The sequence below is a fragment of the Cupriavidus sp. 05L310 genome, assembly GCF_056398185.1.
This window is the reverse complement of record NZ_JBFTOX010000068.1, coordinates 1-19,288: the sequence shown is the minus strand read 5'-3', so window position 1 is coordinate 19,288 and position 19,288 is coordinate 1. Positions and strand designations below refer to the sequence as shown.

Here is a 19,288-nt window from a genome sequence, read left to right as displayed (position 1 = left end):
CGATTGGAGTTACCGCGTCATATTGATGATATTGAGAATCGGGTACGCACCCGATAACACAATGTTCAGAAACTTCTGGAGTTCAGCAGTCGGCGCATTCGCCACATACAAGACATCCTTGTCCTTGATGGGAAAGCGCTGTGCGACGAAGAACGATGCAGGTTCCTTCAGGTTCACCCGGTAAACGACCGGAATCCCGGCTTCGCGGGTACGATTGGCCGTCACGGCTCCGCCCTTCAGCAATAGGGGATCCTCAAAGCGGAAGATAAAGACCCCCGTGGCGTCGGCCCGCGCATCCTGCACGCCGCCCGTCCTGGCCAGCGCCTGCGCGAGCGTGATGCCGCCCGCTTCGAAATTGATCTCTTCGTTCTTTCCGGTCGCACCCAGGGCAGTGAAACTCAGCGGTTGATACAGCACGGTCAGAACGTCGCCTGCGCGAAGCAGTACGTTCTGCCGGGGATCGTCAATCACCGCCTCCAGCGGCATGGCATAGCTCCTGTCGGCTCGCGTAAGCCGCACGGTGCTCTTGTTGACTGGCTGGTTTGGACCACCCGCCGTAGCCAATGCATCCAATACACGTTCGCCGCGTGGAGTCAGCGGCATCCGTGCGCTGCTCTTGACCTCCCCGACGATGGTGACCTGCGAGGACGTATTGTCGGCAATCCGCACTAACACCTGGGGCTGGTTTGCCTTTCCCTTCAGCCGCCGTGCGATATCAGCCTCAACCTCTCGGGTCGACCGGCCGGCAGCCATTACCGTACCAATAAAGGGAACCATGATCATCCCGTCGGCGCTCACCATCTGCGCGGGCAGTTCATTCGCCCGCGTGGGCGCCGAAAGCACGGTACCGTCCGTAGGCACGCCCGCTGGGCTCGCGAAGAGAACTGCCGGCGGTGCTTCCCAGATCGAGATTGCAAGGGTGTCGCCCCGGCCCACCACATAGCGCACGCCGGAGGACCCACCGGCCGCATCCGAAAGCTGTTCGTGATAGCGCGCATCCAACAGGGATTGCGCAAGCTCATTGGTAACATCGATGACAACAACAGCCTGGGCCGTGCCCCCTTTTTGATCCACGCTCGCCTGGACTTCGCGGGCGCTTGGCCCCGATGTCGGGAGTATTCCGGAACAGCCACCAGCCAGCAGTGGGAGAATCGCGGCCGCCATCAGCTTCGCGCGGATAGGGCGCTTTCCATCGGTGATCGAAGGTAGAACAGTCATAGTAATTTCATTACGCGACGATGCGAACCTGAGTATGGGCATCAAGGCCCGCCGCATCGCCGATGGGAGGAATCCCCTGGCAGGGAACTGCGAAGATCAATCCCGCATGGCGTCCTCAAGGCTCGCCGGTGGCCTGCGCCCTTCGTGCAGGTAGCGCGCCGCACGCCCTGTGACACGGAGATACCAGTCCTCCGCCAAGGCGCAGCCGTCTTCGTCAAGCGTGACGGTATCCACGCCCGCCAGCGACTGCGCTCTCGTCTTCACTGTCGGAAACAGCGCGGTCCCTTCATCCACTTCGTCGAACATCGCGCCATACAGCGATGTGACGCCAGCCCCAAGCAGGTTTGCGGCCTGGCGCCAGAAGAACTTGCCGCACTGCCGTGGAATCAAGTTGAGTTCGGCGTTGCGGGCAATGCCCCGATTGCGCATCAGGTTGTGCCACGAGAAGCCGGGGAAGACAACGGGAACATAGCCAATGCCAAGCCGCTGCGCTTCCGCGAGATCTGGCACGACCACGTCTCGCAGGAAGGCATCGGCGCTCGCCAGATCGCGGTAGCGTCCAACGCTCCACGGGCTGATAACGTCGTAGCTGCGGTACACGGCCGCCCACCCGGACTCAGTCCTGGAATCCCCATCGAGCGTGCGCCAGGTCGTCGGCACACCGCCGATCACGGTGACCGCGGCAAGACCACCTCGTCCGGCCTTAAGGTCGTCGATGAGGTGAGCCACCTCGGACGGCTCTCCTGGATGCCCGACGAAGCCAAAGCCCCACAACTGGAGCACCGGCTTGCCGTTTTCCTGCAGGTAAGCAGCGCTCTGTGTCAGCTTGAGATCCTCGACGACATGGCGCCAATCCCGGCGAATCGTCGCAACGACACTTCGCGCGTCCGCGCCACTGATGTCGTAGGCAAGATAGAAGACACGCTTGTTGACCTCAGCGGCACTGCGCACGTTGGCCATCACACGATCACTGCGCGCAAGCTTGCGCGTATCCTGAATTCCGGCGACAAACCGCTGCACAGCGGCCCCATCGATGGCGTGCTGTTTCATCCAGCTGAAGTGGCGCTGCACAATCCCGGGGTTCTGCGCGGAGTAGAGCTTCACATGCTCGCCGTCGCTACTCAGAAGGCCGGTATCGCACAGGTCATCCGCGGACACATCCCTCAACACAGGCAGCAGGTCAACCGTCACGAATTGAGGCTGGACAGCCTTGACGAACCAGTGCTGCCAGTCTCCGTTACCGGGGACATCGCCCGGGCATCCGAACCAGCCTTGATAACCGACCAGCATCCGTCCCGCAAGGCCGGAGTCAGCGAAAGCGGCAGGGGGCAACAATCCCAAGAGGATCGCGCTAAATATGAGAAGACCGCCTCTAATGATCATGGATATCGTGGGTGGGGCCTGATGGGTCTCTTTTTCAGGCAAGAGAGCTACCGTCGCGCCTGAGCATGTACATCTTGATGAGCCTGCCAACCATGATCTCATCGCTTGATTCTTCAAAATACAAATCTCTCCAGGCCGAGGTGGCATGGTAGTGGAAGACTCTGAGGGTGTCGCCCGGTGTGGCTATTACTTCCACGCGCGGAACGAATCGTTCGCCGTCGGAAACGAGAATAGCGATGAGCCGGTGTTTGCCCGATCGCGCACGCAGTACCTGATCCAGTCTCGTTAGCTGAGCCACGGCTTCGGGACTGAAGTGGCGGTGCATTACAAACGTCGTGTACTCTCCCGAGTCCAACTGTTGTCTCAGCCGTTCCACGCAGCGGCGCAGGTAGGCGTAGTCATCGACGAGATGGACGTCATGATGATTGAAAACAAAGTCGACGCCGAAATGCTTCCGATAGAACTCGTGCTGTACGCGATTCACCGTTGGGCCGTGCTTTCGCTCGGCAAGCGGCACGGGAACGTAATAGCGCCGATCGAGGAAGGTATTGAAGTCATCCTCCACGCAGTGCGTCGTCATTGGTATTGAGGAAAAGACCCAGTCGAGCGGTCCGGACCACGATTTCAGATCGAGCCGCTTGAGCAACGTGCTCGTGAAGCATGCGGTCCCCAATGAAACCAGCGCTGCCGGCGCGCCGTTTCCCGTGCGCGCCAGCGCGAGCCGTGCGGCATTCACTCGGACGGATTCATCCGAGGACAGGATGCTCGAAAGTACATTTGCTAGTGTGTCGTTGCCAGAGACGAGCCGCGATGCGTGACTCGCCAAGCCTGACGGATCCGGTTGCCGGCGCAGGATCGCCTGGTAACAGGCGCCGACAAAGCCCTCAGGATCAAATTGCATTTTGGATGACATAAAGCACTTTCTCCTCTCTTCTCTCTTGCCGAAAGACGCACTGACGCTCAGATATCGAACCGGAGTGACTCCGGCTTGAATGCGGACAAGTATTCCGCGAACCGGACCCTCAATGTCTTGATGGCATCAGCTTCCCGCGGCCGCCAGGACCGGGAAAATTTCAGCACCGAGGCGAGATCCGCGAGGAGTTCGTTCGGCGTAGTCGCGTACGCACCGGGCAAACCAAGCTCCGACGACAGCGCGCCAATCTTCTCCTGCGAAAACCCAAGGAAGCGGCAACCGGCAAGCGCGGCGAAGATCGCGCCGTGGTAGCGCATGGAAACCACTACGGAAGCCGCGTGGATCCAGGCCAGCAAGTGCGAAAGTGCACTGACATAGAGGATCCGATAGCCCGGAAAGAACGCCTCGATCTCCTTGTCGAGCCGAGGCTCGATGCAGAGGATCTGGTGGCGCGCCGCGGGCGCGGCATCCAGATACACCTTGATTTGACGCAGAAAATCCTGATCGCTCTCAGAGTTCGGATACTTGAGGATCCAGAGCACGTCGATGGCTCCCGGCACAAGCGCGCCCTCCAGATCCAGCGCGGTTAGATCACTGAGCGCAGCGCTGCACAGGATGGGATCCGCCACTGTCTCGATGTCATTCCTAAGCCCACGAGCAGCAGCCGTAGACGAAAGGTCTCTGGCCGAAACGGCCCAGGCCCGATTCAGCAAGGTAGCGCAATCGCGTGTGACAGCCGGGCCGCATCCCAGCCCCGTCATCAGAATGGGGACAGAGATATGCTTCACCCACTCGCTCCCCTCCAGCGGCTCATGAGGATGTGAGAGCAGTCCCCCGCCCCCGATTGCAAGGCAATCGAAGGCGTTGACCAGATCCGGATCCAGGATGCTCCGCGCTGGAAGCTTGCACTCCGCCGGGAACGGATAGTCCGCCTGGTCAATCAGGCTGCAGGCGAAGATTGCATTCGCGTCGAGATTCCACTCTCGCATCAAATGCGCTCGCAACGCCAGTGCCTGGTAGGCATCACCAAGGTTGCCGTTTCCGTAAGCGCCAAACAGGAGCACGCGGGGTGAGCCGGAGCAAATGGGAATACGCGAGCCAAGCACATCCTTCAAGACTTTGCCGAGGGGCTCCTTCCTGCCGAGGCATGCTGCTAGCTCACCTCGGCTGGCCACCCTGCCCCGGAAGCGCTGGAAGGTACTGTCGATGAACCTCAGATCGTCTGCGCAGTCCACGTCCGCAGTCCTTCCGAAGGCTGGGGGGGCGTTGTCCGAAAGCCGACGATACTCATCCGATTGCACGACCAGCCGGATAACATCCTTCAGGCCGTCAACGCTCGTCATCAGGTTACCGTAGGCATTCAGGCCGCTTTCGTCGGCCTTTCGTCCAAGCAGCGCCTCATACACGGCGTGAAGAAGCTCGCCACCATGAAGCTGGATCTGCGCATTCCAGAAGGACGTCCCGGACTTCACCGCCGCAATAGCGGCACCGACACCTCCAATGTCGTCGATGGCTGCGAGCGGCGCGCACTCATCCGGCGCCAGGGAGCGGCCCAGCATCGCGCGGCCTATCTCCTCCAGCAAGCTCTTGGCATGGCGCTGCATGAAGTTCTGGCGAAACTCATCGGAGTCGCGAATGTCTGCGATGATCGCAGAAATCGCCCTCGTGGCCAGCAGAACGCGGGAATACTCCGCCAGACCGGTGGCGTCCGCCGGCCTCGCCAGCATCCCGAGGAACACTTCGCTCACAACAAGGTCGGAGTGCCGTGCGAGCATGTCCAGCCAGTATTCCGGCGACGCCGAGATCTGCCTCAGCAATGCAGCAAGATCGCCGTCCCGCGCAAGGGTCTCGCTGTGATCCGCGACGCTTTCCGAGTCAGGCGCATGTGTAAGCAGGCCTCGGTGCGCCTCACGGACTATCTGCGGCGATGCAATCCGCATAGCCTGGCGCAATAGCACTGGAGGCAATCTCACGCCGTATTCCTCGATCCGGACGCGGGAACAGGCAGGGCAACGCCGTCGGTGATCATTGCCGGCTTGCCCTGGCCATGCTCCCGCCGAACGCGTGCGAGAAACCGCTCCCATTGTGGAAGGATTGCCTCAGGAACATACCGGGCCGCTATCTCCTTGCCACGGACCCGGAACTGTTCCTGGAGCAGCTCCGCTCCCGGTGCATAGACCATCTTCTTGATGGCCTTTACCAGGCTGCTTGTCGAGTAGGGGTCAAAATACTCCGCAGCGTCCTCATAAATTTCCCTGTGCACGGGAATATCGGAGGCGGCAACAATCCCGCCGCTTCGCATGGCTTCCGCCCCCGAGAAATCGAAGCCTTCGCCAAGGCTCGGACACACCGTGACCGTCGCATGGCGGTAGAGCACCCGCAGGTCTGGCGCCGGCACGGCGTTCAACATGAACAGTTCGCCCCGATCAATCCAGGACTGGAAGCCCGGTAACATCTGCCGGTAGTCCCAGCCAAGAGTACCAACAATGACAAGCTTCATTTCCGGATCGACCTCGGCCTTGATGACTTCCCACGCAGCCATCAGGCGCGTATGGTTCTTTCGAGGTTCGATCGTGGAAACGATCAGGAGATAGCGAAATGGCGCACTGCCCAGATGCCGCCGGTAGAAATTCTCCTTCTCGCGCAAGCTAAGAAAATCCGGCAGCAGGCGCGCCCCTTTCTCGGGGTCGCCTTCGTACAACCGCGAGCGGATGATGCCGGGAATCTTCGCCACCGCGGCGGGCTCTTCGAAATAGTGATGCGAGACCATGTTGTGGATCGTAACCGCGCGATTCTCCACTTCAGGAAATAGCTTCAAGAGATCCTGGCGTGTCGCTTCCGATACACACGCAAAGTAAGCACCCGATCGCACATTGCTCATCAGCGCATAGAAGTGCGTGGCCTGATGCATGGACTTGTCGGAAATGGTGTGCGGCATGAATACCGGAATGGCATCGTGGTACCGCACGATATAAGCCGTCGACGAGCCAATTCTTGCAGGGTATGGCGTCTGACCGATGAAGATATCGATTTTCTTCGTGTCCAGCTTCGGATACCTCGGAGCCGAGAAAATGTTAAGTGAATTCAGCCCTGCCACGTGCATGATATGCCATGGTGTCGAGCAAATGCGCAGGTTCGCCGTGGTCACAAGCTCGAAATCCGAGGCTGGCAAGGTCCGCGCGAAGAGCGTTCTCCAGATAAAATCCTCGAAGTGTAGCGCGCGGAGCTTCGATAGCCTTACCTTCTTAATGCCAAGCAGCGTCCCTATCGTAAGGTCCGCCGCTATCAGACGACGTTCAAAGAAATCAAGAACCTTGTCGATCAGCGTGTTATAAGGCTTTTCCGCCGCTGAAATTATCACGCGCGAATAGCGATTTATCTTTCGGCTTTCCGAAAGCCGATCTTCACTGGCAAACAGACCGCTGTCAACGGTTCCCTTTGCCAGTATTCTTGTGGACGCCTGGATCATCCCCTCGGTCTCGAAACCGTCGAGCATGCGCAGCCCGCGGAACAGCAAGCGGGTTTCCTGCGGGATTCCAGCGAATCCGTCCATTGCCGGGCGCATCTCCAGCAGTATCCGTGGCTTCTTGCTCGTCTTCACTTTGACATCCCGTTAATAACTAGCGTGTTCCGTAATAGTGGTAGGCCTGGTCGATGTCATTAAAACCATCGTGCAAAACTCCCTCGTGCAGAACCAAGGCCCGATCGCAACGTTCGCGAATAATATGCACATCATGGGAGACCATGATCAGGGCACGGTCCCGGCGTTTTTCGAATAGCTCGTACTGGCACTTCTCATGAAAGCGTTGGTCGCCCACCGCGATCACTTCATCGATCAGGAAACAATCGAACTCAATGGCCATGGACAGGGCGAAGGCGAGGCGCGCGCGCATCCCCGCAGAGTAATTCCTCACGGGTTCCAAGAGATATTCCCCGAGCTCCGTGAAATGGTGGACAAAGGCAACGGCTTCACGAATCGCCACGCCGTATACGCGGCAAACGAACCGGACGTTATCCAGGCCCGTCAGGCTTCCCTGAAAGCCGCCGGCCAACGCCAGTGGCCAGGACACCGACATCTGCCGGGAAATCTGGCCGGTAGTGGGCAATTCCGCACCGCTGATCAGCCGGATCAAGGTGGATTTCCCCGCGCCGTTGCGCCCGAGAATACCGATCTTTTCGCCGCGCCGGACGCTCAACTCAACACCATGCAAGATTGTCCGCATGCCGTTCCGGGTCTGATAGTGCTTGCCGACATTGGTGAGCTTGATCATTCCCCCTCCACACGCTTGGCGATATCTCGCACCAGTGCCAAGCCAAGCAACGTCAACGCGACATTGACGAAGACCAGGTATAGCATGCTGTAATGGGCCTTGACTTGCGAGCCATAATATCCGTCGCGCAAGATTTCGATGCCGTTTACCATCGGCACCCAGAGCGCGATCTCCTGCATCCTCTTCGGCAACCACTCGACCATGAAGACGGAGCCGGAGAATGGAAAGATCAGGTAGGTGATGGTGTGCCAGACCCTGTCCAGGACCTCCGATCGCTCCGAGATCGATCCGATGACCATACCTAGCCCGGTTGCAAACCACGCCAGCATGGCCCAGCCAAGTATCATGGTCAGGAGGTCGCTTGGAAACGACATCAACCCGGTGAAGATAAAGACGGAAGAGAGCACAACGAGCGAGGTCGTCGCTCCCGCTATCTCCAGGCACAAACGCGCCGCGAAGAAATCCAGAACGCGGACGTTCCGATGAAATAGCAACGCCTTATTGGGCTCTACCGCATTGGCACAACGATTCGCGCCATTTCTCCATAGCAGGACCGACGAGTAGCCCGTGACAGCGAATGGAACGATGGGCAGTTGAGAGCCGTGGGTCGCCTTGGTCGCGGACCATAGCGCGGCAATGCCAAGCGTAAACAGCATCGGCTCGAGGAACAGCCAGAGGAATCCGACGTTGTGGCGCCCATAGCGTGTAATCACCTCGCGCAGCAGCAACGCGCCCACAACCCGACGCTGTATCTCGAGTGATCGCCGAAATCCCGATTCGTTGAGCTTTCGCATGGCGTTCAGTCCCTGTGCTCGCGTACACCCGCTATCAGGATGCTCAGCACGCCCCAAGCGATCAGGCTCATCGCCAGGGTCGCCAGTATGCCTCGCAGTCTGCGCGGCTCGATCGCCTTATCGGGAACCGCGGGCTGGACTACGCGCTCAAGGTAAAGCTGTTTTCGGTCCGCGTCGTTGCGTGCCTGCTGCAATGAGGCCATGGCCAGTGCAAGCTGCTTATCCGCGATATCCCGGTCGAGCATCAAACGTTCATATTGCACGGCCTTGCTTGCAAGGGATCCGCGCTTGCCCGTGATGGCCGCAGTCTGCCGATCTATTTCCGCCTGGAGGCCCTTCTCTTCCAGCATCAACGCAGGAAGCTGGGGATTATCCGGCGTGAAGGCGCGGAAGCGTGCAAGGTTCTGCTTCACAACAATCAGGGCCTCCTGCAGCTTGGCGATGCCCTGTAACTGAAGCGTCGCTTGCCGCTCGGGGTCCGAAACCACGTTTGCATCCCTGTAGCCGGCCAGCGCCAGCGCCGCATCCCTGGCACGCTGAACGGCTACCTCGGCCTCCGCGGAGGCAAAACGAATCAGGTCCTTCCGGCCACGCTCATTCAGTTCGTTGACGCGCTGCTCGGCGAGTTCGAGCAGCGTCTCATTCACCTTGGCGGCCTGGCTGGATGTAGCGCTCTTCACAGTCAGGGTAGAAATGGATGACGCCGTATCCGTGTCAAGCTGGACGCGTGACTGGTAGTAACGATAGCGCCCTTCGAAGCTGTCGGCATATCCCCACGCCGACATGCGCGTGAACATGTCGAGGCCTGCCTCTCCAAGGAACCCTGAATGTGGCCATCGCGCGTCAAGCTGGAGCAACGCATCGCGAGACACAAGGAATTCATTGACGGCATAAACGTCATCCGTCGCCTTGCTGAAGCCCGTGAGCCCTGCCCCTTGCAGCAAGGCGCCAATGCCGCTTGTGCCCTGGCGCTGCGGACTGCGCACGACAAAACTGGAAGTGGATACAAAGACGTCTGGCGCGAGGGCCGTGAAGTAGATCGTGGATGCGAGAGTGGGAACCAGCACAACGGCTGCGAAGAATGCATGCCTGCGCATCTTTCCCGCGACTTTCCCGAACAGATCTCTAGCTTGCACCGTGGCGGTGCTTTCAGCGGACATCATCAGCAGCGCCCATAGACGTCCTGGAGTCGGACAATATCGTCTTCGCCCAGATACTCGCCGACCTGCACCTCGATCATTACCAGGCCAAGGATCCCGGGATTCTCGAGGCGGTGCTGATGGCCCGCCGGGATATAGGTCGATTCATTCTTGTGCACCAGCAGATTCTGCTCGCCGTTCGTGACGCGCGCCGTGCCGCTCACAACAATCCAGTGCTCGCTCCGGTGATGATGCATCTGCAAGCTCAAGCTCGCGCCGGGCTTGACCTCGATGCGCTTGATCTTGAAACCGCCCCCGCCTTCCAGCACCGTATAGGTTCCCCACGGCCGGTGTACGGTCCGGTGTTGCCTGTACAACTCATTGCCCTGCGATTTCAGGTCGGTGTAGATCTGCTTGACGCCCTGGGCTCGGTCGCGGCTGGCCACCAGAAGTGCGTCGGGAGTGTCGACGACGATCAAGCCCTCCACCCCGAGCACACCAATCAGGCGATCGCTACTTTGTACGTAGCAATTGCTCGCGTCGTGAAGCACCGCCTGCCCGTCAATACGGTTTCCCTGTTCATCCGGCTCGATCAGGTTGCTCAGCGCTACCCATGATCCTATGTCGCTCCAGCCTATCTCACACGGTACGACTGCGACGTGCTCGGACTTCTCCATAACGGCGCAGTCGATGGAATCCTCGGGGACCTTGGCAAAGAGATCGTCATTCAGGACCGCCCCGGCGCCGCGCCTACCCGAAATCGCTTCCGATTTCGCAACGCAGTCCTGCACCGCCTTTAGCAGTTCGGGGCAGTGAACTCGCATCTCCCGCAGGACGGCACCGACACTGAAGCGGAACATGCCAGAGTTCCACAGGAAGCGCCCGGATTCGACATACTCGAGGGCCGTCTCCTTCGAGGGCTTCTCGACAAACCGACGTACCGCATTGCCTTCGTGCTCGATGTAACCGTAGCCCGTCTCGGCTTCAGCCGGCCGGATGCCAAACGTCACGAGCTTGCCGCTGCCGGCCAGGCAAGCCGCCCGCGCAATCGCGCTGACCAACGCAGGCTGATCCGCGACAAGATGATCCGCGGGCAAGACTAGCATCTGGCTTTCCTCTCCATATAGCTCGCATATCCACTCTGCTGCAGCCGCGACCGCCGCCGCCGTGTTCCTGCCAAATGGTTCGAGCAGATACGACACCGCGATGCCGGCTGTATTCACCTCGGCGATCTCCTCCTGCATGCGCAGATAGAACTCGCGATTGGTGACAATAAGGATTTCATCGACGCCGGGGAGGACTGCCCCGCGCAGGAACGCCTTCTGCAACAGGCTCTGGCCATCCGCCAGACGAATAAACGGCTTAGGTGACGTCTCACGAGACACTGGCCACAGACGGGAACCGGAGCCACCGCACAACAAAACGGGGAAGAGACTGGCTGAGCTCATTGACTTCACGCTATTGACTTGAGGGTGTGGACGGACGGTCGTTCCAGACCCGTCGTTGACTACCGACAGGGCCGCGATAGCCCCGCAATGTAAAGCCGGACAACCGTGTCAGGCTCCCCGCTTCTGTCATGCTCCAGCAGAAAAAAAAAGCCTGCCCGAAAGCAGGCCAAACGGGGTGCCTTCGCGGCGGGGTCAGCCACGAAAACGGGCGAGGGCATCCTGCCCTTACCGAGATACTCCCACGCTCAGATCGGGAAAATAATCAGGGATTACTTAAATTCCTCGTTTCATTTCTTCGGGGTCTCGGTCCTTGCCATTGCGTCGCGGCACCCGACGGAGCGCACCTTGTACTCTCCAAATTCATCGATCGGACGTCAGCGGCACCGAACTCCTCGTACCGGACGGGCGGCGCGCAAGCACACCTGACGCGAGGCGAGGCTGGCCTTCGCCATCCCCGCAGTAGTGCACCTGTTAGAAATGCCGCCCGTGATCGAGCCCGCTGCCTCAACCGAGAGACTGGCCAAGCAGATCGGCTTCAGCCATGGCCGCCGATGCAAGGACTGCTGCAAGGACGCCCGCCCTGTCCCGCATCGGTGACTGCTCCGATCAGTTCAATAGTTCATCCCATTTCCCGAATCCGAAGCGTCTTGTTCCTGTCTACGTCATGTTGCAGGACATCAGAGCAGGCCATGCTGAATGGAGAGCGCGGCCAACTGGACATCGTTCTCCACCCTCATTTTGCGCATCACGCTCTTCTTCTGCGAGCTGATAGTGGTGACATTTCGCCCCGTCTCGCGTGCAATCTGGGAAACCGGCTTGCCGGACAGGTATAGACGCAGCACCTCCAATTCGCGCTCCGACAGTTGTTGCCGCCAATACGGTGCTGTCATCGCGTTGTTGCGCCATTGCCCCCACACCAGTTCGCAGGCGTTGGGAGACAACGAACTCATGCCCAGGCGCGCCATGATTGCTGCCTGAATCACCTCGTTGGCATCGTCACTCGAGCTCACGATGTTCTGCACGCCGATGTCAAGCAAAGCCTGCAACTCGGCGCGGCTCGCCAGGTCCGCGAACAACACCACCCTCACCGTTCCCAGCGCAGCCATGAGCCGGCTCAGATCAGCGGTGCCCGGCACCCCGGCACAGGATCGGGAATCGAAGATCGGCAAGCCCAGGACAACAATGTCACAACTGTCCTTTTTCAATAACCACAATAGGTCAGCCTGGCTCTCCGCCTGGCCAATCAGATCGATGCATGGGCTGGCAACCAACTGCAACTCCATCGCTTTCCGCACCATTGCGCGGGAGTCTGCGATGATCAGCCTGATTTTTTCCATGGCCCTCCTTCTGTATAAGGGCAACGCTTTTTCTTGGGGGCGACACTATGTGTTTATCGTTGATGTTCAGGGATGGATAAATAAGGCATGGTTTAAAATCTGCCCGCATTATTTCGAAAGTGATTTGAAAGGATTGTTGAATTCTCACCGGCATTAGCCTGGGGGAAACTCTGATTAAAGCGGTGCGCGGGTCACGCGGCATGGGATGAACGCGTTGTCATAGGCGTATCGACCGATTCACTTCTACCAGCCTACCAGTCCGTCATTCGTAGCGGCCGGCCTAGGTTGGCCTAGGTGCCAACTACATGTTCCAGGTCAAGGTCACGGATGACGCAGGCCGGAACGCCATCAGTCGGTTCACACCATTTTGGGTCCGACACCGCGCCGATCCCCGACGCCGTTGGTCCCCAAGAATACGGTAGCCAGCAAAAACACCGACGTTCACAGCCACCGCAAGCAACGCGGAAAAACAGCCAGGGCTATTCTTCGCCGCCGGCCTGCCCGCCGGCGCGACCTTGGATCCGGCAACGGCCGTATTCACCTGGAGCAACGCCGGCCCGGCAGGTCACTATACGTTCACCATCTCGCCCGGCGATGGTGCGTTCAATCGTGCCGCGCAGACGGTGAAGGTTACTGTTGTGCAACCAACGGAGGTGGTGGGGCGATCGGCTTGCCCGAAGGGCTGATCCTTCTCCCGGCCGCCCTGGCCGCTCTGCAACTGGACCGGCGTCAGCAAGTGAACCGCAGCCAGTGCTAAGGGAAACGATGCTTCACCTAAGCGCGCCAGCAACGGCCGCCGGGGTGATGGAATGCATCTGCCTACGTACCGGCTACAGGCCGATATCTCTCGCTGGGGTTGCCGGAAGCCCGCGCGCGAGCACGAATAAGACATCGGCGCTGGACACGGGTCGGCTCGGATACGCAGAATCACCCGCTTGATATCACGACCGGATCTTCGATTCCCTAAGACGGGAATTTAAGGGTACCCTTAAAATATCCCATCCAATTATTTATTTAATTGACTTAAATCAATAATTAATTATAATCACAACCATTTCTCAATAGCTCGTTGGCAGACTCTATTCAGGTGCGATAGCCGACTGGAACGAGACCTCCATCGCCGCAAACGCGACGTAGCGCGCCGGAGGCTTCCATAGCCACTATTGCGCGCCGCTGATAAGGCCATTGGCGATGGCGTACTGATACAACTCGAAATCGCTGGTAAGACCCAGTTTCTTCATTGCCACGCTCTTTTGTGCGCTGATGGTTTTGCTGCTCCGGTTGGCCAGCCTCGCGATTTCCACCACAGGAACGCCCGCGGCACACTGTCGCAGCACTTCCAGTTCACGCTGCGAGAGCCGCGGCTTGGGCTCGGCGGTATCGGCCCCTGCCTCCGCCAGCATTTCCTGCACCGACGGGGTCAGGTAGCTCAGACCGCTGAATGCCGCCCGGATTGCCGGCAGCAGGTGATGCGGTGGATCAGACTTGCTCAGGACAACCGATATGCCAACCTTCTGGATGCTGCGTAGGAGAGCCGGATTGTCGAGCATCGTGATCACCACAATGCGCGTGGCCGGATACCGCCTGCGCAGGGTCTGCAGCATGGGTAGGCCGTCACCGATTTCGCCACCGGGCATCGCGTAATCGGTCACGATGACATCGCAACCAACGCTGTTGAGCGATTGGACGAGTTCGGTGGAATTCCTCGCCTTGCCCACTATAGTCACGCCGACTTCGTTGGTCAGCACTTGGGCGATGCCATTGAGCACCACCGGGTGATCGTCGGCAATTAGTACCTTAATCATCACTACCCCTTCGCGGCCGGGTTTTCCATAGCGGATCGCGAAGCTCTCCTGGAATACACCCTTCCAACCCCGTGTTATTTTCTATTGATAATAGAATTATTACAGATCGGCAAGCACTAGGCGAAGCCTTAAACTCCCATGCAAATCTTCGGGGAATTTCCACGACAGGGCCGTCGTATCGGCCTCCAGGCAGGCTTCGAGCTATGGTTTCAGTTCGTCAGTCGAGCGGAGGCATCGGGCCATTTTCGGTACGCTGTGGTGCGAGAAAACAACACACAAAAATGATACGCATTAAGCACACTGGATTCGACGCAGCAGCGCATCGCTAATGCGTCGCCGCGCCACAACCGACTGTTTGGAAAGCCGGCTCCTCGTAGTGGGCTATCACACTCAACAGGAGCGTGCGAAGTGCCTGCCACTCGTGCGTGATGGCCTGGAACCCCGACTTTTTCACCGCCGCCTCAAACCAGCGGCACGCCCGGCTCTCCCCCCCGTGCCCAAGCGTCGCCAGCGCACCGGACAACGCGTGTAACCGCTGGCGGAATCGGTTGGCATCACCCTCCTCCTGCGCATTTGCGAGTTCAAACAAATCATCGCGCAGCATGTCTGCTACTGAACGATCGACCTGTGTTTCCCCTTGCCTATGCATGAAGTGGTGATTCGAAGCGGGTGGCGGGATACTGTCCAGCATTTCGCGCAGCGTCGACAACAGCGCTGGCTTGGTCAGGCAGCGGCTGATGCCGGCCGCCTCGCAGGGTCCGCGCACATCATTGCCGACACTGGCCGTGATGGCGACGATGGGCACGGTCAGACCCTGGTCCCGCAAGCGGCGGGCCAGCGTGTAGCCGTCCATCCCCGGCATTTGCAAATCCGTCAGAATCAGGTCGTATTGCCGCGCCCCGGCAAGCGCCAGCGCTTCCTGGCCGTGGCTGGCGAGGTCGACCTTCTGGCCAAGCCATTCCAGTTGCTGGCGCATTACCATCTGATTGACCGGATGATCCTCCACAAGCAATACGTGCAGCCGGTGCGTGGCTTGCCGTCCGTCTGCGGCCCCTGCCAACGGCTCCAACGAATCCAGCGGCTGCTCGAGACCAGCTGCCACCGAAATGGCGCGCAGCAGCCCACGCCACGCGTATTGGGACACGCGAATCGGCGTCTCCAGCGGGTCCGGCTCCACCGGCGCCATGGATTCGATCACCACGTCGGCATCCCCGCACCGCGCCCAAGCGTCTTCGTCGCAGACCAGCACATCCACCGGAGTGACAGGCGGCGATTCGGGATCGAACGTCACCGCCCGGGCCCCGTGGTACTGCAGCAGTTGCTCCACCGCATGGTGGAGCTCCCCCTGCGTCACGCAAAGCCCGACCACAAGCCGGTTCAATAGCGGAGCCGGCATCCGCTCAGGCACGGACTCCGGCCGGTTCAGCGGCAAGCGCACAATAAAGCAGCTACCCAGTCCCGGTTCGCTGACCAGACGGACTTCGCCGCCCATCAGTCCGACCAGCCTCTGGCAAATCGAGAGTCCCAGCCCCGTGCCACCGTAGCGTCGCGTGTCGGACTGCTCCACTTGCAAGAAGGGCGAGAACAGTCGGTCCTGATCTTCGCTGGCAATTCCAATGCCGGTGTCGATGACACGGATCTGCAGACTCATGCGGCCCGCCTGCGCCACCTGGCTCACCGCCACTACCACCTTGCCCTGCCCGGTGAACTTCACCGCATTGCTCACCAGGTTACTCAGCACCTGCTCCACCTTGAGTGGGTCGAGCAGCACCGGTTCGCTGAGTGCCGGATCTACCATGCACAGCAGTCGCAGCTTCTTGCGCGCGGCATCGGGCGCGAATCGGCGCACGGTCTCCTCCACCAGCTCGTCAAGCTGGCAGGCCCTCGGCTGCACCGACATCTGCTCGGCCTCGATCTTGCTGAAATCCAGGACGTCGTTAATGATCTGGATCAGCGATTGGGCAGCGTGCTGCGTCACCGCCAGCTGGTCGCGCTGCCTCGGATCGAGGTGGGTCAGCCCCAGGAGCTCGATGCTGCCCAGCATGCCGTTAAGGGGGGTGCGTATCTCATGACTCATCGTCGCCAGGAAGGAAGATTTCGCACGGTTTGCCGCATCCGCCGCGTTGATCGCCTCGCGCAGTTTCGCTTCGCTCTGTTTGGCCGCGCTGACATCGTTTAACGCGCACAGGAGCGCGGCCGTTCCCTGGTACGTCGTCTCGACCAGCCTCACCTCAAGATGGCACGCTTGCCCGTTGGCCTGAGCCATCTTCAGCGCGAGACTCTGCGGCTCCGACTGGCCGGAGGCGATCGCGCCGGAAGCCAGTACCTGGCAACACTCCTGATATATGCGTTCAGGCTCTCCCGGCAATGCACGTTCAACGAGCTGGCGGGCAGCATCGTTGGCCAGCAGAACACCGCAGGTCTCTCGCGCAATGATCATCAACCCGACACCCGCCGCCTGGATGACCGTCCGGCCAAGCGCCTCGCTTTCCTGCAGGCGCTGTGACTGCATCTGGGTCGGCTGCATGATGCGGCGGTCGACCAACCAGACCCATCCCAGCATCAGCACACATGACAGCCCGGTCAGGCCAAGCAACCACAGCGTGTTCTCGCGGAAACGTTGCCACAGCGCGCCTATTTCGACCACGTCGAGCGTGCGCCAGCCCCAGGCATCCAGCTGGTATTCAAACACGGCGCTTTGCGGCAGCAGGCCCTCCCGAATAAAGGACGATCGCGCCCCGGTCGCATTCTCGCTACGCTGGGCCAGCAGCTTCAAGAGTTTCTGGTCCAGGGGGCGATCAGACTGCCTTTGCGGCAGCAGCTGCGTGCCTGCCCGGGTCAGCACCATGAACCGGTCCGACAAGCCCTGGCCGGCGGGAAACAGCGTCGATACCGGGAAATCCAGTGCCAGCACCGCGACAGGCTCTCCGTTCACCTGCACCAGGGTCGCCAGCGTCACCACCTCGATGCCGCTCACCCAGTCATGCGCAGGCTCCAGCATCACCGCCTTCTCCGGCGCAGCATAGAGCTGCTCCATCAGGGCTTTGCCTCGCAGGCGTGCCTTGGTGTCGTCCATGAAGCGTTGATAAGCCTCTTCCTTGCTCAGGATATCGCGCGCCGGGGTGAGCCGTCGCGGAATCACGTAGAGCCGGTCGGCATGCACATCCATCAGATAGGCATTCTGGACATTGCGCGACTGGAAGTTGTTCACGCGGAAGGAAAAGCTCAGCATGCCAGCAAGCGCGCTCAGCCTCTCGCCCGCCGGGATGGCTTCATGCCCTGCGGATACCGGCAAGGCGATGTATGGGCGATCGCCGCGCTGTTGCAGCCGACTCACCCATTCCGATGTGTTGACCCGCGCAAGCTGCTTTTCCACACCCAGTTCCATGACGCGCACCAATGCGCCCTGGACGCGCAGCGCGAATCCTTCCGCCGCGTGCAGGTTGCCCTGCAATTGCTCCGTCTGCGAGCGGAACAGGATCTCTTGCCGGTCCAGCGCCTCGTGCACCCGATACTTCAGGAGAACGCTCCACGACAGCAACACCAAGACGAAGAAGCAGCCTGCGAACACGTAGACCAGATAGCGGATCTGCCGAATGCTAAGGGAGAGCGCCGGCCATTTTCTTGCCTTAATCAAACCAATCATTGCATACTTCGCTTTCCCGCGGCGGCGCGCAAGCGCACCGGACGCGAGGCGAGACTGGCCTTCGCCATCCCCACATCAATGCGCCTCGTAAAAATGCTGCCCGTTATCGGACGTGCTGGAACTTTCAACCGAAATACTGACTAAGCAGATCGGCTTCATCCATGGGCCGCCCGTAGAGAAATCCTTGTACCCGATGGCAGCCCAACTCGATCAGGCAAGCCAGATCTCCAGTGCTCTCCACGCCCTCGGCTACTACTTGCCCGCCGAGCGCTTCGACCATTCGGATCACGCCACCAAGCAAGGCCGCCGCCCGTGGCGCATGCCCGATGCCTTGCACCAGCGAACGGTCCAGCTTGACCACATCGCATTCAAGTTCGCGCAGCAATTGCAGGGAGGAGTTGTCCACACCGAAGTCGTCGATCGCCACGCAAAAACCGGCAGCACGCAATGCGCGGACCGCGGCAACCGCGGCCGCCCTGTCCTGCATCGGCGACTGCTCGGATAGTTCAACGTGCAGGCTGCACGGTCGGATACCAAATTGCGCGCACACGGACCGCATTGCGACCAGCAGGCGCCCGCTCTCCACGCACGGCCATTCCGCGTTGATGGAAACCGGGAATTGCCGGCCGGCCAGTTGCCACCGTTGCACGGCCGCGGCCGCCTGCCAAAGCATCAGCATCGTCAGTTGCGTCAGCAGGTCGTGTCCGCGCAGGCTGCCCAGAAAGTGCGCCGGCGCAATCAAGCCGAGCACAGGGTGGTTCCAGCGCGCCAGCGCCTCCACGCCGCACAATTTCGCACTACGCAAATCGTACTGGGGCTGATAGAAGGCGATGAAATCTCCATGATCCAGTGCCGTCTGCAGGGCAATCTTGTCCAGCCACTTCGCGCCGTGCTCGTTTGCTGGCGGGGCATGTCGCGCTGCGGAAGGCTTCAGCGGGAGTGAGCTACCACGCGTCTCTCCTGCAGCGCTCTCATCATGAATCAGTAGCATGTTTGTTCACTCCCAAGTCTGGTGGTCAGGCATCAGGGCAGACCGCTCCGCGATTTGATGGTGCGGCTGGCCGGACGTCGTACTCAACTGCCACGGCGACCAGATCGGTACTCGGGCTGGTAACCCATTACTGCTCCAGTGATTGCAGCACATTGAGTGATGAGCTGCCGCCTGAGTATTTCCACAATCCCCCCATAACGCATCTCCTTATACAGAAGTCATGAGTCCTCAGCCCGTAGCGCCAGGATCATGAACGCAGCATCCATGGTTCGCTGCATGCCGATCCAGATCGTTTTGGCGCCGGGCTCGCCATCACTCTTGCGGCCCAGGAAACCACCCAGTG

At 60.0% G+C, this 19,288-nt stretch carries 14 protein-coding genes and 1 pseudogene; 1 reads left to right on the top strand and 14 read right to left on the bottom strand.

What is annotated here, in order from left to right; all coding sequences use genetic code 11:
• Window positions 1-9: 9 nt before the first annotated feature.
• The 10 genes from AC1DS6_RS35650 to AC1DS6_RS35605 form a co-directional block, all read right to left on the bottom strand.
• Window positions 10-1,218: a polysaccharide biosynthesis/export family protein gene (locus tag AC1DS6_RS35650; protein ID WP_477104251.1), complete on the bottom strand. Its 1,209-nt coding sequence runs from the start codon at window positions 1,216-1,218 to the stop codon at window positions 10-12.
• Window positions 1,219-1,314: 96 nt separating this feature from the next.
• Window positions 1,315-2,601 carry a glycoside hydrolase family 99 protein gene (locus tag AC1DS6_RS35645; RefSeq protein ID WP_477104250.1) on the bottom strand — a complete coding sequence of 429 codons (1,287 nt, stop codon included), beginning with the start codon at window positions 2,599-2,601 and terminating at the stop codon, window positions 1,315-1,317.
• Window positions 2,602-2,635: 34 nt separating this feature from the next.
• The gene (locus tag AC1DS6_RS35640) at window positions 2,636-3,514 is read right to left on the bottom strand and encodes a DUF1796 family putative cysteine peptidase (protein ID WP_477104249.1); all 879 of its coding nucleotides are present in this window, start codon (window positions 3,512-3,514) and stop codon (window positions 2,636-2,638) included.
• 47 nt (window positions 3,515-3,561) lie between these two features.
• Entirely contained in the window at window positions 3,562-5,487 is a 1,926-nt protein-coding gene (locus tag AC1DS6_RS35635) for a polysaccharide pyruvyl transferase family protein (protein ID WP_477104248.1), read from the bottom strand.
• Window positions 5,484-7,115 (bottom strand): glycosyltransferase family 4 protein, encoded by a 1,632-nt coding sequence (locus AC1DS6_RS35630; protein ID WP_477104247.1) that lies wholly within the window; start codon window positions 7,113-7,115, stop codon window positions 5,484-5,486. The genes AC1DS6_RS35635 and AC1DS6_RS35630 overlap by 4 nt, the downstream gene beginning before the upstream one ends.
• A 19-nt stretch (window positions 7,116-7,134) precedes the next feature.
• Complete coding sequence (locus tag AC1DS6_RS35625; RefSeq protein WP_477104246.1) at window positions 7,135-7,785, bottom strand: ABC transporter ATP-binding protein; 651 nt, start codon at window positions 7,783-7,785, stop codon at window positions 7,135-7,137.
• The gene (locus AC1DS6_RS35620) at window positions 7,782-8,579 is read right to left on the bottom strand and encodes an ABC transporter permease (RefSeq protein ID WP_477104245.1); all 798 of its coding nucleotides are present in this window, start codon (window positions 8,577-8,579) and stop codon (window positions 7,782-7,784) included. The genes AC1DS6_RS35625 and AC1DS6_RS35620 overlap by 4 nt, the downstream gene beginning before the upstream one ends.
• 5 nt (window positions 8,580-8,584) lie before the next feature.
• Entirely contained in the window at window positions 8,585-9,742 is a 1,158-nt protein-coding gene (locus tag AC1DS6_RS35615; RefSeq protein ID WP_477104244.1) for a KpsE/RkpR family capsule polysaccharide export protein, read from the bottom strand.
• Window positions 9,742-11,166 (bottom strand): mannose-1-phosphate guanylyltransferase/mannose-6-phosphate isomerase, encoded by a 1,425-nt coding sequence (locus AC1DS6_RS35610; protein WP_477104243.1) that lies wholly within the window; start codon window positions 11,164-11,166, stop codon window positions 9,742-9,744. The genes AC1DS6_RS35615 and AC1DS6_RS35610 overlap by 1 nt, the downstream gene beginning before the upstream one ends.
• A 677-nt stretch (window positions 11,167-11,843) precedes the next feature.
• Window positions 11,844-12,503: a LuxR C-terminal-related transcriptional regulator gene (locus AC1DS6_RS35605; RefSeq protein ID WP_477104242.1), complete on the bottom strand. Its 660-nt coding sequence runs from the start codon at window positions 12,501-12,503 to the stop codon at window positions 11,844-11,846.
• A 479-nt stretch (window positions 12,504-12,982) separates the two neighbouring features.
• Between AC1DS6_RS35605 and AC1DS6_RS35600 the strand changes: the two are divergent.
• Window positions 12,983-13,189, top strand: a pseudogene (locus AC1DS6_RS35600) (Ig domain-containing protein); the annotation flags it as partial.
• Between the two features lie 474 nt (window positions 13,190-13,663).
• Here AC1DS6_RS35600 and AC1DS6_RS35595 read toward each other — a convergent pair.
• From AC1DS6_RS35595 to AC1DS6_RS35580, 4 genes are all read right to left on the bottom strand, one after another.
• Window positions 13,664-14,308: a response regulator gene (locus tag AC1DS6_RS35595; RefSeq protein ID WP_477104271.1), complete on the bottom strand. Its 645-nt coding sequence runs from the start codon at window positions 14,306-14,308 to the stop codon at window positions 13,664-13,666.
• Between the two features lie 325 nt (window positions 14,309-14,633).
• Window positions 14,634-17,954, bottom strand: coding sequence for an ATP-binding protein (locus AC1DS6_RS35590; RefSeq protein ID WP_477104241.1), 3,321 nt, complete (start codon window positions 17,952-17,954; stop codon window positions 14,634-14,636).
• A gap of 124 nt (window positions 17,955-18,078) precedes the next feature.
• A complete protein-coding gene (locus tag AC1DS6_RS35585) occupies window positions 18,079-18,945 on the bottom strand; it encodes an EAL domain-containing protein (protein WP_477104240.1) in 867 nt (288 codons plus the stop codon).
• A gap of 218 nt (window positions 18,946-19,163) precedes the next feature.
• The coding region (locus tag AC1DS6_RS35580; RefSeq protein ID WP_477104196.1) for an IS4 family transposase at window positions 19,164-19,288 on the bottom strand (125 nt) is incomplete at its 5' end.

Excerpts from the sequence above, each read along its gene's own strand:
- AC1DS6_RS35650 (WP_477104251.1), bottom strand. The coding sequence starts at position 1,218 with ATGACTGTTCTACCTTCGATCACCGATGGAAAGCGCCCTATCCGCGCG.
- AC1DS6_RS35645 (WP_477104250.1), bottom strand. The coding sequence starts at position 2,601 with ATGATCATTAGAGGCGGTCTTCTCATATTTAGCGCGATCCTCTTGGGA.
- AC1DS6_RS35640 (WP_477104249.1), bottom strand. The coding sequence starts at position 3,514 with ATGTCATCCAAAATGCAATTTGATCCTGAGGGCTTTGTCGGCGCCTGT.
- AC1DS6_RS35625 (WP_477104246.1), bottom strand. The coding sequence starts at position 7,785 with ATGATCAAGCTCACCAATGTCGGCAAGCACTATCAGACCCGGAACGGC.
- AC1DS6_RS35620 (WP_477104245.1), bottom strand. The coding sequence starts at position 8,579 with ATGCGAAAGCTCAACGAATCGGGATTTCGGCGATCACTCGAGATACAG.
- AC1DS6_RS35615 (WP_477104244.1), bottom strand. The coding sequence starts at position 9,742 with ATGATGTCCGCTGAAAGCACCGCCACGGTGCAAGCTAGAGATCTGTTC.
- AC1DS6_RS35610 (WP_477104243.1), bottom strand. The coding sequence starts at position 11,166 with ATGAGCTCAGCCAGTCTCTTCCCCGTTTTGTTGTGCGGTGGCTCCGGT.
- AC1DS6_RS35605 (WP_477104242.1), bottom strand. The coding sequence starts at position 12,503 with ATGGAAAAAATCAGGCTGATCATCGCAGACTCCCGCGCAATGGTGCGG.
- AC1DS6_RS35595 (WP_477104271.1), bottom strand. The coding sequence starts at position 14,308 with ATGATTAAGGTACTAATTGCCGACGATCACCCGGTGGTGCTCAATGGC.
- AC1DS6_RS35590 (WP_477104241.1), bottom strand. The coding sequence starts at position 17,954 with ATGATTGGTTTGATTAAGGCAAGAAAATGGCCGGCGCTCTCCCTTAGC.
- AC1DS6_RS35585 (WP_477104240.1), bottom strand. The coding sequence starts at position 18,945 with ATGCTACTGATTCATGATGAGAGCGCTGCAGGAGAGACGCGTGGTAGC.